Origin of the sequence: Enterobacter sp. 342 (genome assembly GCF_036663495.1) — a bacterium.
GTDB lineage: Bacteria > Pseudomonadota > Gammaproteobacteria > Enterobacterales > Enterobacteriaceae > Enterobacter.
Map to the genome: position 1 here is coordinate 17,531 of NZ_JAWUEI010000028.1, position 12,771 is coordinate 30,301.

Sequence of the window (12,771 nt, forward strand, 5' to 3'; positions counted from 1 at the left end):
GTTAAATCCTTCTTTCATATTGTGATTTATCGAATTTTTCACAGCTCCGGTTGACTGACAACGACGGAAAAGGCATAAGATAAAGCAAAATATTATTAGCCATCCAGATGTCCAGACATAACATCGGGTTAGCGCTTCCCTAAAAAGGACAATATCATGAGCAACACCGATATCCGCGTCGTGCCCGGCCCGGCGAACTACTTCTCACACCCCGGAAGTCTTGCGCATCTGAATGATTTCTTTACCCCAGAACAGCTTTCCCGCGCGGTATGGATTTATGGCGAACGTGCGATAGAAGGGGCACGCCCTTTCCTGCCAGAGAGCTTCAATACACAGGGAGCTAAACACCTGCTATTTAAGGGCCACTGTAGCGAGCGGGATGTCACTCATCTGGTGAATGAGTCCGGTGATGATCGAAGCGTAGTGATTGGCGTTGGTGGTGGAGCACTGCTCGATACCGCCAAAGCTGTGGCGCGTCGTCTGGGTGTGCCGGTTGTTGCCATTCCAACCATCGCCGCCACCTGTGCCGCATGGACGCCGCTTTCCGTCTGGTATAACGATGCAGGCCAGGCACTGCAGTTTGAGATTTTCGACGACGCCAATTTCCTGGTGTTGGTGGAGCCGAAAATCATCCTGAATGCTCCGGCGGAATACCTGCTGGCGGGTATCGGCGATACGCTGGCGAAATGGTATGAAGCGGTCGTACTGGCACCGCAGCCTGAAAACCTGCCGCTGACCGTGCGTCTTGGGATCAACGGCGCACTGGCTATTCGTGACGTACTGCTGGAACGCAGTGAAGAGGCGCTGGCTGACCAGCAGCGCGGCGAACAGACGCAGGCGTTCAGGGACGTGGTGGACGCGATTATCGCCGGTGGCGGGATGGTCGGCGGTCTGGGCGAGCGCTATACCCGTGTAGCGGCTGCGCATGCCGTACATAACGGGTTAACCGTGTTACCGCAAACCGAAAAATATCTCCATGGCACCAAAGTGGCGTACGGCATTCTGGTGCAAAGTGCCCTGCTCGGCCAGGACGATGTGCTGGCGCAACTGGTGGCGGCGTATCAGCGCTTTAATCTGCCGACCACACTGCGTGAGCTGGAAGTGGATATCCACAACCGTGAAGAGCTGGACAAGGTCATTGCCCATACCCTGCGCCCGGTGGAGTCGATCCACTATTTGCCGGTTACGTTAACCCCTGACATTCTGCGCACTGCGTTTGAGAAGGTGGAATCCTTCAGCCGTTAATCTCCCGAACCGTCTATACCTAATGATGATTCTCACCACTTTCGCAACGAGGTCATCATGCAGATCGATTTAACAGGTAAGAGGGCGCTGGTTACCGGCGCCAGCCGTGGATTAGGTCGTGCGATTGCACTGTCACTGGCACGCGCCGGTGCCGATGTGGTTATTACATATGAAAAATCCTATGATAAAGCCCATGCCGTCGCCAGTGAGATACGAAATCTTGGGCGGCACTGTGAGGCGGTTCAGGCAGACAGCGCCAGCGCCGAGGCCATTCAGGAAGCCGTGACTCACGCGGCGCGTACCCTCGGAGGCCTCGATATCCTGGTGAACAACGCCGGGATTGCACGCGGTGGCCCGCTGGAAGCCCTGACGATTGCGGATATTGACGCGATGATTAACGTCAACATTCGTGGCGTGGTGCTCACGACTCAGGAAGCGCTGGTGCATATGTCTGACGGCGGGCGCATTATCAATATCGGCAGTTGTCTCGCTAACCGCGTGGCGATGCCCGGTATCTCCGTTTACGCCATGACCAAATCCGCCCTCAACTCTTTCACCCGAGGACTGGCCCGCGATCTGGGGCCACGGGGGATTACCGTTAATCTTGTCCATCCTGGTCCGACAAACAGCGATATGAACCCCGAGGACGGTGAACAGGCTGAAGCCCAGCGCCAGATGATTGCCATTGGTCATTACGGTCAACCGGAGGACATTGCCGCCGCCGTAACCTTCCTGGCGAGCCCGGCAGCCGGACAGATCTCCGGCACAGGGCTGGATGTTGACGGCGGTTTGAACGCCTGATCGCACACATGATGCAAGCCTCTGTCGTCCGGCAGAGGCCTTTTCGAGCAGCTTCGACGATTCGCGTTTTGCCGCTTTCTCCCGTTATTTCTCCGCTCTACAGTACCCCATAAGAAATTCGGAATTTATCTAATAGTCTTATTATTTCCTTATGTTTTGTGTGGACGTACAGTGGAGGTACGGATGAAAATTGTCTGGTCAAAGAGTGCTGAGAAGCAATTTTCTAAAATCGATACGCGATATCAGAACCGCATTAAATTCAGGCTGGAGAAGATGGATGATAAAACATCACCTGTCGCGGATATAAAAAAATTATCTTCTCCCGAAAACCACTACAGGTTGCGATTCGGTGATTACAGGGTCATTTACACCTTCGGGGATCCGCCAGGTGATATCTGCTACGTAGTAGCGGTAAAACGCCGGACAACCACCACCTACCTTCATGAGGAGCATACGGAATATGACTGTTCAGTTCATAAAGGATGAAGAAGGGAAGAAACAGTATGTTGTCATTCCTTATAGTGAATATTTTCGCATGCGCTTAGCTACGCTTGAGTATGACGACGAGGATGAAAACGACTGGGAAGACATCCCCTATGAATCAGATGTTTACGATAACGTAGGTTTACCGGGGGAAGTGTGCGACGTCATGCATAACGAGAACGTCAGCCTGCAGGCCGCGTGGCGCATCCTGCGCGGGTTATCCCAGCAGGAAGTGGCAGAGAAACTCGGTATCAGCCAGTCTGCTGTGTCACAGCTGGAAGCGCTGGACTCCCGTCCGCAAAAACGCACCCGCGAAAAGCTCGCGGCAATTTATGGCTGCAAGCAGGAGCAAATCAGCCTCTATTTACCGAAAGAGGGTTAACAGCACTTCGCCCCGCCCTTGCCGCCGTAGCGGGCATCCTGGCGGTCGCGGAAGAATTCTTCGTAGGTCATCGGCGTCTGGTCGGGATGGGTGACGCGCATATGCTCGACGTAGTTGTCGTAGTCCGGCACGCCAATCATCATTTTGGCGGCCTGGCCTAAATATTTGCCTGCTTTGGAGAGGGTGTCGAACATAATTCTGGTCTCACAGGAAATGCGGGCCGGGTAAGGCGAAGCCGCCACCCGGCACACAGGTTAATGCGCCCCTTTCGCCTGGGTTACAATTGCGTCCAGGTTTTCAGGCATCGGTTCATACGGTGTCTCTTTTGCCGTCGGCTTGTCTTCTTTAAGCGCCGCCAGCGCAGTTTTGAGAGAATACAACGCCAGCACCACGACCACCACCATAAAGAAGATGGTCAACCCGGCATCCAGACGGTTGTTAAACACCAGTTGCGACAACTGAGACTCGGTGTACTGCGCCGGGATCTTACCGCTGTCAATCATCGCCTGGAACTTGTTGGCAATGGCCAGGAAGCCCACTTTGTTATCCGGGCTGAAGGCTTTCTGCCAGCCCGCCGTCAGGGTACAAATCAGCAGCCACGCGGTTGGCACCAGCGCCACCCACGCGTAACGCTGACGCTTCATCTTGAACAACACCACCGCACAAAGCATCAGCGCCATACCAGCCAGCATCTGGTTAGCAATACCGAACAGCGGCCACAGGGTGTTAATCCCGCCCAGAGGATCCACCACGCCCTGATGCAGGAAATAGCCCCACGCCAGCACACACAGCGCCGTCGCCAGCAGGTTGGCGGGCAACGAATCAGTCCGTTTCAGGTTCGGGGAGATAACGCCCAGCAGGTCCTGCAACATAAAGCGTGCTGCACGGGTACCGGCATCTACCGCGGTAAGAATAAACAGCGCTTCAAACAGAATGGCGAAATGATACCAGAACGACACATCCATCAACCCGCCCAGTGCGCCGTGCAGAATGTAGGCCATACCGACTGCCAGCGTTGGTGCACCACCCGCACGCGAAATAATCGACTGTTCGCCGACTTCATTAGCAATACTGGTGAGAGTATCCGGTGTAATGGCAAAGCCCCATCCGCTCACCACCTGAGCCGCAGAGGCGACCACGTCAACAGTTCCGGCTGGAGCCAGTACCGCCATTGGGCTGTTCATCGCGAAGTACACGCCCGGATCGATAATACAGGCGGAGACCAGTGCCATAATGGCGACAAAGGATTCCATCAGCATGCCACCGTAGCCAATCAGGCAGGCCTGATTTTCATTGGCAAGCATTTTCGGCGTGGTGCCCGATGCGATCAGCGCATGGAAGCCAGATACCGCACCACAGGCGATGGTAATAAACAGGAACGGGAACAGGTTACCGGTCCAGACCGGACCGGTACCGTCGATGAACTTAGTCAGTGCAGGCATAGTCAGCGTCGGACGCATAATCAGAATGCCGATAGCCAGCCCAACGATGGTGCCAATTTTCAGGAATGTAGAGAGGTAATCACGTGGGGCCAGCAGCAACCACACTGGCAGCACTGCCGCCACAAAGCCGTATCCCACCAGCATCCAGGTCAGTTGTACGCCAGTAAAGTCGAAGAATGGCCCCCAGGTTGGGCTTTCTGCCACCCAGCCGCCGGAAATAATGGCGAACACCAGCAACACCAGGCCAATCACCGACACTTCACCAATACGTCCCGGACGCAGGTAACGAATGTAGATCCCCATGAAAATGGCCAGTGGAATGGTGAAGGCGACGGTATACGTCCCCCACGGGCTGTGGGTTAACGCTTTCACCACGATCATCGCCAGTACCGCCAGAATGATCACCATGATCATAAAGGTCGCTACCAGCGCGATTACCCCGGCCGTGGCCCCCATCTCTTCTTTAACCAGCTCGCCGAGGGATCGTCCGTCACGGCGGGTGGAAACGAACAGCACCATAAAGTCCTGCACCGCACCTGCCAGCACCACGCCAGCGAGGATCCAGATCATCCCCGGCAGATAGCCCATCTGCGCCGCCAGCACTGGCCCCACCAGCGGGCCCGCTCCGGCAATCGCCGCAAAATGGTGTCCGAACAGCACTTTTTTGTCGGTCGGCACGTAGTCCAGCCCGTCGTTATGGCGGACGGCAGGTGTCATGCGCGTAGCGTCAACGCCTAAGACATTCTTAGCGATATAGCGGCCATAAAAACGATACGCGATCAGATAAATGCAGACGGAGGCGACGACTATCCAGAGCGCATTGATCTGTTCCCCCCGATTGAGGGCGATATAGCCCAGGGCAAAAGCTCCCACAACGGAGAGCCCTGCCCATATAAGGTATTTCCCTGAGTTGTTCATAGTTGTTGTCCGTTGTTGTGAAACAGTGAGATGTTACATTTTGTTTCTAGAACAACGACGAAAATTTAACAACTTTGAAACGCAATTATGTGTGGTCAAACCAGACATTTACATCACAGTGTTAAGCCGATCACTATCAGTTGAATGGCTTAGCCCAATACCATCGTACTTAACCGACAGGTACAGCAGCGCCTTCCCTGCTCGTCGAACACCACAATCTCCCAGCTCTGGCTGGAGCGCCCCAGGTGCAGCGGCTGACACACGCCGCGTACCTTACCTTGTGCCACTGCGCGGTGATGCGTTGCATTCAACTCTGTTCCCACCACGTTTTGCCCGTCACGGGTCATCAGATAACCGGCCATGGAGCCCAGTGTTTCCGCCAGCGCTGCCGAGGCCCCCCCATGCAGCAAGCCAAACGGCTGGTGGGTGCGTGCATCAACGGGCATTTCAGCTTCCAGCGTGTCGTCACCGAGGCGGGTATAAACGATACCCAGATGCGCCACCATGCTATTCAGGCTGGTGGCATTCAATGCCTCAAGCGATAAATGACGTTTCCAGATCATTACGCCCCCAGCGTGGAGCCACCGTCCACCACAATATCCTGCAATGTGATATGGCTGGCGGCATCGGAGGCCAGGAACAGCACCGTGCTGGCAATCTCCTGTGGACGAGCAATTTTGCCGAGCGGTATACCGAGCTTAAACTGCTCGCCGAAGCCACGTATGCGCTGTTGCTCGGCATCGTCGCTTTTCCACAGCGTGCGCTGCATATCGGTATCGGTTGACCCCGGAGACACCAGGTTACAGCGCACACCGCTGCCCGCCAGTTCCAGTCCGACGGTCAGAGCCAGGCTTTTCAGTGCGGCTTTCGAGGCACCATAGGCACTCATCCCGATGCGTGGCGTGTGCGCCGCATCAGAGGCAACGGTGACGATTGCCCCGCCCTGCTGGCGACGGAACTGTCCCATCGTCTGCTGAAACAGGTTAAACGCCCCGCCGACGTTAACCGCAAAGGTCTGCTGCCACTCCTCCTGTGAGAGCTGATCCGTTGCCCCCATGCGCAGAATACCGGCGGCATTCACCAGCACGTCAAGGCGGTCGAGGGTTGCGAGCATGCGTCCGCAAACATCGGCCACCTGTTCGGCGTCCGCCACATCCAGCGTTTCAGTGGCGAACGGATAGTCGCCCTGTGGAAAGGCCAGGTCGAAACCCGTGACCTTAGCCCCGGCATCCACAAACGCCAGTGCTGTTGCATAACCAATACCCTTACCTGCGCCCGTCACCCAGACGCTTTTGCCGCTAAAATCGAACCCTGCCATTACTTCACCTCGCGGGAAAGCAGCGTCCACCAGGCATCGATGGTTGGATTTTTTGCCAGCATCACGAAGTCGATATCGCCGTGCACTTTACGCCAGCGGGCAGCCAGCGCCATCATGCGCACCGAATCCAGGCCATAGTCGATCAGGTTTTCGTCATCCATCGGTTCATCGGATTCGTCCAGCAGCGGCAGAATCATTGCGCGCAGCGCCTCTTTGGAGGCCGGAATGGATGGCAGCAATTCGTCAGTCATAAGCACGCGGCCGGAACGCCCTGCTACGTAGTTGAGGGACATCAGGTGTTCTTCACGGGTGAAATCTGCCAGCGCATCGGCGATAAAGAACGGTTTGATATCGCGCATAAACGCATCAGTGGCAGTGATCATGCAGCCAATGTGAGCATAAACGCCGGTGATCAGCAGTTGATTACGCCCCGTCTCTTTCAGCATCTGCTCCAGCGGCGAACGGTGGAAGGCGCTGTAACGCCATTTCACCAGCACCGTGTCCGCTTCGTCTGGCGCCAGCTCAGCCACAATACGCTGCTGCTCCGGTGAACGGGTCAGCCCGGGCCCCCACATGTCGTTCAACAGGGCGCGGTCTTCATCGCTCTGCTCTTTTGGCTGAGCGGTGTAATACACCGGAATGTTATGTTCTTTGCAGTACGCGCGAAGTTGCGCGATATTCGCTACCACCTGCTGCATCATCGCGCTGTTTTCACCCCAGAAGTTCAGGAAGTACTCCTGCATATCGTGGATCAACAGTGCGGCACGCTCTGGTTCAAACACCCAGTTCACTTTACTGGTCGGCAACTCTGCGGCGGTTGGTAGCGCATAGGCGGTTAATTTTGGGATAGCCATACTCTGTTCCTCAGCCCCGGGCGCGTTCAGCAAGCCACAGGCGCAACTGTTTTTTATCGACTTTACCGACAGGCGTTAGCGGGAGCGCATCAACGCTCTCCACGCGGTCCGGTAGTTTGAATTCTGCGACGCCCTGCTCGCGCAGGAAGCGACGCACTTCGACTGCACGTAATGGCTGTTTCACCACCAGATACGCACAGCTCTTTTCGCCAAGCAGGCTGTCCTCCATGCTCACCAGCGCGGCGTGGATCACCGCCTCGTGGCGCAGCAGCAGGTTTTCGATCTCTTCGGCGGCGATCTTCTCCCCACCGCGGTTGATCTGATCTTTCTCACGCCCCTGCACGGTGATATAGCCCTGATCGTCAATGGCGATCAGATCACCGGAACAGTAAAAACCGTTGGCATCAAAGGCGCTGGCATTGTGTTCCGGGCTGTTGAAGTAGCCGCGGAAAGTGTACGGCCCGCGGGTCATCAAACGTCCGACTTCGCCGCGCGGCAGCGGATTACCGTGCTCATCAGCCACCCACACTTCGTCGTCCGGACACATTGGACGGCCCTGAGTGTTGATGATGCGTTCCGGGGAATCGTCGAGAGCGGTGTAGTTCACCAGCCCTTCTGCCATGCCAAACACCTGCTGAAGCTGGCAACCAATCTCAGCCGGAATACGCGCAGCGAGCGTAGCGGACAACCGAGCGCCCCCCACCTGCAACAGCGTGAGTGATTTCAGTTGAGTGTTTCCGGTTCCTTCGGCAATCGCCTGTAGCCAGAGACTGACCGCGGGTGGCACCAGCGAGGTGACAGTAATCTGATGCTGTTCAATCAGCGGGAAGCACAGCGTAGCGCTCGGATCATTCGCCAGCACCACACAGCCACCTGCCGTGAAGACGCCTAATGATCCCGGCGAACTCATGGCGTAGTTATGTGCCGCAGGCAGCGCGTTCAGGTAACGGGTTTCAGCGGTAATGCCGCAGATCTCGTTGCTACGACGGATGCTGTAGTCGTAATCGTTGTGCGTGCGCGGGATCAGCTTCGGCGTGCCGGTGCTGCCGCCGGAGAGCTGGAAGAAGGCCACTTCATCAGCGGGTGTCGGGTTCGCAATAAAATTGTCCGCGGGACGTGCAATCGCCGTTTCCAGCGCATGTTCCCCTTTATCGCCACGCAGCAGCACGACGCGCACTGAGCGGTGTTCATCAGTAAAGGTATTGAGGAACGCATCGCCCGTAAAAAGCGCATGGTCGCGATCGGCGATCAGTACAGCGGGTTTAATTTGCGTGGCATAGGCATTCAACTCACTGCGCTGATGGCTAAAGAGTGCGTTGACCGGGGCCACGCCGATTTGCAGCAGCGCAAAAAAGGTGATGTAGAATTCGGCCACGTTACCGAGTTGAACCAGTGCCGTTTCGCCGCGATGCAGTCCCTGTGCCTGTAAAGCCGACGCCAGATTGTTCACCGCCTGATTAAACGCGCGGTAACTTATGCGACGCTCGCCGTCGATGATCGCCACCGCGTCGCTATCCGCATGATCCGTCAAAATATGGGTCAGGGGCAGATCATGCCAGTAGCCTTTTTCACGGTAGCGCCGGGCAAATTCCTCGGGCCAGCGGGTAAAGGGAATGATCATGAGTATTCCTTAGTGCAAACCAAAAACGTTGAGCATGGTGGAGAGCTTCACACCGGTTTCGCGCCACTCACCCACCGGGGAGGAGGCAGGCACAATGCCCGCCCCGGCAAACAGGCGAACAGACTTCTCATGCAGACGCGCGCAGCGGATGGTCACCACCCACTCACCGTTACCTTCGCTGTCGCACCAGCCGACAATGCCGCCGAACAGTTCACGATCAAACGGCTCCAGTTCGGCAATCAGTTCTTTTGCCGCCTGATGCGGGAACCCGCTCAGCGCAGGGGTCGGGTGCAACAGGCAGGCCAGGCTCAGGGCGTTTTCGTTTTCTCGCGCGTTACCTTCCACCGGCGTCGCCAGATGCCACAGCGTGGGTGTCGTGATCAGCTGCGGAGAATCAGGCATGCTGAGATGGTGGCTGCGCGGCGCCAGAGTAGATTTCATCGCCTGGGTTACCAGGTCGTGCTCGTGGCGGTCCTTCTCAGAAGCCAGCAATTTATTGCCCGCCTCGCGGTCAAGCACATCATCGGGCTGACGACGCGCAGAGCCTGCCAGCGGGAGCGAGCTAAAATGAGCCCCCTCTTTTCGTAACAGCAGTTCCGGACTTGCTCCCAGCAGCACGCCCCCCTCTTCCAGCGGCACATGGAAGTTAAAACTGGCCGGGTTCTGGGCGATAAGACGCTCCATCAGAGCACCGCTATCCAGAGGCTTGTCGGTCGCGATATCAATCAGGCGCGATAGCACCACTTTGTTCACCTGAGGCGTGGCAGTAAGTGCGGCGGCGCGGGCGACCATCTCTTCAAAAACAGGCTGCGGGGGAATTTCGATGCGTTGCTCCACCTTCAGCGCCTGCGAGCCGGAAAAATAGCGAGCAGATTGCTGACGTGCAGGACGGGAAAATGTCTGCCAGCGTTGTGGAATAAACAGTGACGACCGTTTGCGGGTATCGAACGGAATAGCCCCTACCATCACCGGATGCGCGATACCGCTGGCTTTTGCATCCCGGAAGGCCTGCGCTAATTTTTGCTGGAAGTGGCCAGTCAGGTCATCACCACCGACGGCAGGTTCAGAGAAGCGGGCAAAACAGCCGGACGTGGTAAAACTGCGGTAAGGCGACATAAAGAAAAAGCTGTCTGATGGCAGCGTGGTCGCGGTGTGCTGAACTTCCTCAGCCAGGGACGTATCCATATCATCCTCCTGAAATGATAAAAGAAGCAATAATGATTATCATTTATGTTTTCGTCGGCTAACCTAATCCCACAGCGCTCCGCTGTCAACCATCGGGTAAATACTTGTGCGACAAACGCTTGCATCCCTTTCTTACAACCATGAAAATGAGAAGCATTATCTTCAACAAAAACAGGATGCCGCTCAGTGAAATTCCCTGCCGTTTGCCGCAATGCCCTTTTTTTAACAGGACTTTTTGTTTTAGGACTAACCTCAGCCACCGCCGCAGACTGGCCGCGCCAGGTCACCGACAGTCGTGGCGTGCATACCCTGGAGAGCAAACCGGCGCGTATTGTCTCCACCAGCGTGACGTTAACGGGTTCCCTGCTGGCGATTGACGCACCGGTGGTTGCCAGTGGCGCCACCACGCCCAACAACCGCGTGGCGGATGCACAGGGCTTTTTACGTCAGTGGGGAGATATCGCGAAACAGCGCAACGTTGCGCGTCTTTACATTGGGGAACCCAGCGCCGAAGCGGTTGCCGCGCAAATGCCGGATCTGATTTTGATCAGCGCCACCGGCGGGGATTCTGCGCTGGCGCTCTACGACCAGCTCTCCGCCATTGCCCCGACGCTGGTGATCAATTACGACGATAAAAGCTGGCAGGAACTGCTGACGCAGTTGGGCACCATCACCGGGCAGGAAATGCAGGCCGCAGAGCGCATCGCGGCCTTCGATAAACAGCTCACCCAGGTGAAACAGCAGATGAAACGGCCACCACAGCCAGTGAATGCCATCGTCTACACTGCCGCCGCACACAGCGCCAACCTCTGGACCGCTGAATCCGCGCAGGGCAAGCTGCTGCACCAGCTTGGCTTTACGCTGGCGGAATTGCCCACCGGATTGCACACATCAAAAAGCCAGGGTAAACGCCACGACATCATCCAGTTGGGCGGCGAAAACCTGGCAACGGGGCTGAACGGCGAAGGGTTGTTTGTGTTTGCCGGTGACCAGAAAGATGTCGACGCGATTTACGCCAATCCGCTGCTGGCGCATCTGCCTGCGGTGGAGAACAAACGCGTCTGGGCACTGGGCACAGAGACGTTCCGCCTGGATTATTACAGTGCGATGTTGGTTTTAGACAGACTGAATACAATGTTTAAGTAGGCATTAACCCTCCCTCTCCCTGTGGGAGAGGGCTGGGGTGAGGGCATCACGCCGCACCGTCGTTCAGAACAACCTCCTGCCTGAACCGCCGCAACTCCACCAGCACCATTAACAGAATCACCCCCACAATCGCTAACACAAACCCGCTGCTGCTAGCCGACGCCACCGGGGTCATCATTGCCCCCAGCCCACCAAGGATCGCCGCACCAATTGCATCCCCCGTTACGTTCTGTGCCGTCCACAGGCCATTAATTCGCCCCAGCATTCCTTCCGGTGTCTGGGTCTGAATCAGGGTATATTGCAGCAGCGAACTGATAGCACTCAACCAGCCGAAGAGCACCAGACAAATCACGCCCAACGCCCACACCGGCATCAGGCTGAAGAAACCAATGGCGATAAACGAGGCCAGTGTGGCAAGCAGCATAATCAGCCCCGGGCGTACACTCTGTGCCAGATTACCACTGGTCAGCGCGCCACACGCCGCACCAAGCGGAATGGCGGCGTAGAGAATGCCAATCTCCGAGGCGCTCATCTGCCACTCTCCCGCCAGTGCCGGGTACAGCACGCGCACGGCGCTGGCCATCGTCAGCAGGCCACCGAGCAGCGCAATCCCGCCAATCAGCGGGTTGCTGAACAGGAAACGAATAGCGGCCATCAGAGATTTCAGTGGATGTTCGCGCGGCTGCGGCGGAGGTGGCAGCAGCGGCAGGCGCAGCAACGTCAGCGTGGTGATGAAGGTTCCCGCCGCCGCCAGGCCATAGTTCCACGCCACGTTGCCGGTCGCCAGCAGCAGACCGCCAACCATCGGCGAAATCACCGAACCCAGACGCACGGTCAGCATGGTAATGGCTCCCGCCTGCATCAGGTTTTCGCGCCCCACCAGCGCGGGGGTGGCAGCCAGCAGTGCCGTTACCCCTAGCGAAGCAAAAAAGCCGTCCCACAACCCGAGGGTGTAAATTGCCACAAGCGACGGCTCCGGCAGCATGGCGTTCAGACACAAGCCAATAAACCCCACGCCGCAGGTACCTCGCGCCAGCAGGATCAGTTTTTTACGCTCGTAGCGGTCTGCCAGTACACCTCCCACCATCAGGCCAACAAACATCGCCCCGCCCGTTAAGGTAACGGATAACCCCACCAGCCAGCTGGAGTGTGTCATGGTCTGGATCTGTACCGGCACGGCAACGCCGAGCAGGCCGAGAGATAAAATGGAGATAAAGCGGGCGATAAAAACTGCCCGATATGCCGGGTGTGTTTTAAGCAGGCTGAGGTTGAGCAGCCAGGATTTTTGATTCATGACAAAGCCTTGAGTGTAATTCTACCCATTCAATGGGTGCACATGCTAACATAGCCAAATAAGATAGATAACGATAATCACT

The 12,771-nt window shown here is 56.6% G+C and carries 13 protein-coding genes; 5 read left to right on the plus strand and 8 right to left on the minus strand.

The genetic code is table 11. From position 1 onward, the window contains the following. The first annotated feature begins 156 nt into the window (after window positions 1-156). The 4 genes from V6E55_RS19170 (at window position 157) to V6E55_RS19185 (ending at window position 2,911) form a co-directional block, all read left to right on the plus strand. A complete protein-coding gene (locus V6E55_RS19170; protein WP_316943645.1) occupies window positions 157-1,245 on the plus strand; it encodes an oxidoreductase in 1,089 nt (362 codons plus the stop codon). A 57-nt stretch (window positions 1,246-1,302) separates the two neighbouring features. Further along, the gene (locus V6E55_RS19175; RefSeq protein WP_236920039.1) at window positions 1,303-2,046 is read left to right on the plus strand and encodes an SDR family NAD(P)-dependent oxidoreductase; all 744 of its coding nucleotides are present in this window, start codon (window positions 1,303-1,305) and stop codon (window positions 2,044-2,046) included. Between the two features lie 183 nt (window positions 2,047-2,229). Next, the gene (locus V6E55_RS19180) at window positions 2,230-2,532 is read left to right on the plus strand and encodes a type II toxin-antitoxin system RelE family toxin (protein ID WP_114978065.1); all 303 of its coding nucleotides are present in this window, start codon (window positions 2,230-2,232) and stop codon (window positions 2,530-2,532) included. After that, complete coding sequence (locus V6E55_RS19185) at window positions 2,507-2,911, plus strand: helix-turn-helix domain-containing protein (RefSeq protein ID WP_114978064.1); 405 nt, start codon at window positions 2,507-2,509, stop codon at window positions 2,909-2,911. Before V6E55_RS19180 ends, V6E55_RS19185 begins: the two co-directional genes overlap by 26 nt. Here V6E55_RS19185 and V6E55_RS19190 read toward each other — a convergent pair. The 7 genes from V6E55_RS19190 to entC all read right to left on the minus strand — a co-directional run bounded on the left by V6E55_RS19190 (window position 2,908) and on the right by entC (window position 10,249). After that, window positions 2,908-3,105 carry a YbdD/YjiX family protein gene (locus tag V6E55_RS19190; protein ID WP_006177086.1) on the minus strand — a complete coding sequence of 66 codons (198 nt, stop codon included), beginning with the start codon at window positions 3,103-3,105 and terminating at the stop codon, window positions 2,908-2,910. The two genes, V6E55_RS19185 and V6E55_RS19190, sit on opposite strands and share 4 nt — an antisense overlap. A gap of 60 nt (window positions 3,106-3,165) precedes the next feature. Continuing rightward, window positions 3,166-5,271, minus strand: coding sequence for a pyruvate/proton symporter CstA (gene cstA / locus V6E55_RS19195; RefSeq protein WP_129996481.1), 2,106 nt, complete (start codon window positions 5,269-5,271; stop codon window positions 3,166-3,168). A 149-nt stretch (window positions 5,272-5,420) separates the two neighbouring features. Beyond that, window positions 5,421-5,834, minus strand: a complete 414-nt coding sequence (entH, locus tag V6E55_RS19200; protein ID WP_114978062.1) for a proofreading thioesterase EntH — start codon at window positions 5,832-5,834, stop codon at window positions 5,421-5,423. Further along, entirely contained in the window at window positions 5,834-6,589 is a 756-nt protein-coding gene (gene entA, locus V6E55_RS19205) for a 2,3-dihydro-2,3-dihydroxybenzoate dehydrogenase EntA (protein ID WP_129996483.1), read from the minus strand. Before entA ends, entH begins: the two co-directional genes overlap by 1 nt. Next, entirely contained in the window at window positions 6,589-7,443 is an 855-nt protein-coding gene (locus V6E55_RS19210) for an isochorismatase (protein WP_236920041.1), read from the minus strand. The genes entA and V6E55_RS19210 overlap by 1 nt, the downstream gene beginning before the upstream one ends. A 10-nt stretch (window positions 7,444-7,453) precedes the next feature. Continuing rightward, the gene (entE, locus tag V6E55_RS19215) at window positions 7,454-9,061 is read right to left on the minus strand and encodes a (2,3-dihydroxybenzoyl)adenylate synthase EntE (protein ID WP_236920055.1); all 1,608 of its coding nucleotides are present in this window, start codon (window positions 9,059-9,061) and stop codon (window positions 7,454-7,456) included. A gap of 12 nt (window positions 9,062-9,073) precedes the next feature. Continuing rightward, the gene (entC, locus tag V6E55_RS19220; protein ID WP_236920042.1) at window positions 9,074-10,249 is read right to left on the minus strand and encodes an isochorismate synthase EntC; all 1,176 of its coding nucleotides are present in this window, start codon (window positions 10,247-10,249) and stop codon (window positions 9,074-9,076) included. Window positions 10,250-10,435: 186 nt separating this feature from the next. Here entC and fepB point away from each other — a divergent pair, with 186 nt between their 5' ends. After that, window positions 10,436-11,395, plus strand: a complete 960-nt coding sequence (gene fepB, locus V6E55_RS19225; RefSeq protein WP_236920043.1) for a Fe2+-enterobactin ABC transporter substrate-binding protein — start codon at window positions 10,436-10,438, stop codon at window positions 11,393-11,395. A gap of 46 nt (window positions 11,396-11,441) precedes the next feature. On the opposite strand, the gene entS is transcribed toward fepB, so the two are convergent. Further along, window positions 11,442-12,689: an enterobactin transporter EntS gene (entS, locus tag V6E55_RS19230; RefSeq protein WP_236920044.1), complete on the minus strand. Its 1,248-nt coding sequence runs from the start codon at window positions 12,687-12,689 to the stop codon at window positions 11,442-11,444. Between the last annotated feature and the right edge of the window lie 82 nt (window positions 12,690-12,771).

What these genes read in the sequence shown, in the direction of transcription:
- V6E55_RS19170 (WP_316943645.1), top strand. Translation starts at nt 157, where the DNA reads ATGAGCAACACCGATATCCGCGTCGTGCCCGGCCCGGCGAACTACTTC.
- V6E55_RS19175 (WP_236920039.1), top strand. Translation starts at nt 1,303, where the DNA reads ATGCAGATCGATTTAACAGGTAAGAGGGCGCTGGTTACCGGCGCCAGC.
- V6E55_RS19180 (WP_114978065.1), top strand. Translation starts at nt 2,230, where the DNA reads ATGAAAATTGTCTGGTCAAAGAGTGCTGAGAAGCAATTTTCTAAAATC.
- V6E55_RS19185 (WP_114978064.1), top strand. Translation starts at nt 2,507, where the DNA reads ATGACTGTTCAGTTCATAAAGGATGAAGAAGGGAAGAAACAGTATGTT.
- V6E55_RS19190 (WP_006177086.1), bottom strand. Translation starts at nt 3,105, where the DNA reads ATGTTCGACACCCTCTCCAAAGCAGGCAAATATTTAGGCCAGGCCGCC.
- cstA (WP_129996481.1), bottom strand. Translation starts at nt 5,271, where the DNA reads ATGAACAACTCAGGGAAATACCTTATATGGGCAGGGCTCTCCGTTGTG.
- entH (WP_114978062.1), bottom strand. Translation starts at nt 5,834, where the DNA reads ATGATCTGGAAACGTCATTTATCGCTTGAGGCATTGAATGCCACCAGC.
- entA (WP_129996483.1), bottom strand. Translation starts at nt 6,589, where the DNA reads ATGGCAGGGTTCGATTTTAGCGGCAAAAGCGTCTGGGTGACGGGCGCA.
- V6E55_RS19210 (WP_236920041.1), bottom strand. Translation starts at nt 7,443, where the DNA reads ATGGCTATCCCAAAATTAACCGCCTATGCGCTACCAACCGCCGCAGAG.
- entC (WP_236920042.1), bottom strand. Translation starts at nt 10,249, where the DNA reads ATGGATACGTCCCTGGCTGAGGAAGTTCAGCACACCGCGACCACGCTG.
- entS (WP_236920044.1), bottom strand. Translation starts at nt 12,689, where the DNA reads ATGAATCAAAAATCCTGGCTGCTCAACCTCAGCCTGCTTAAAACACAC.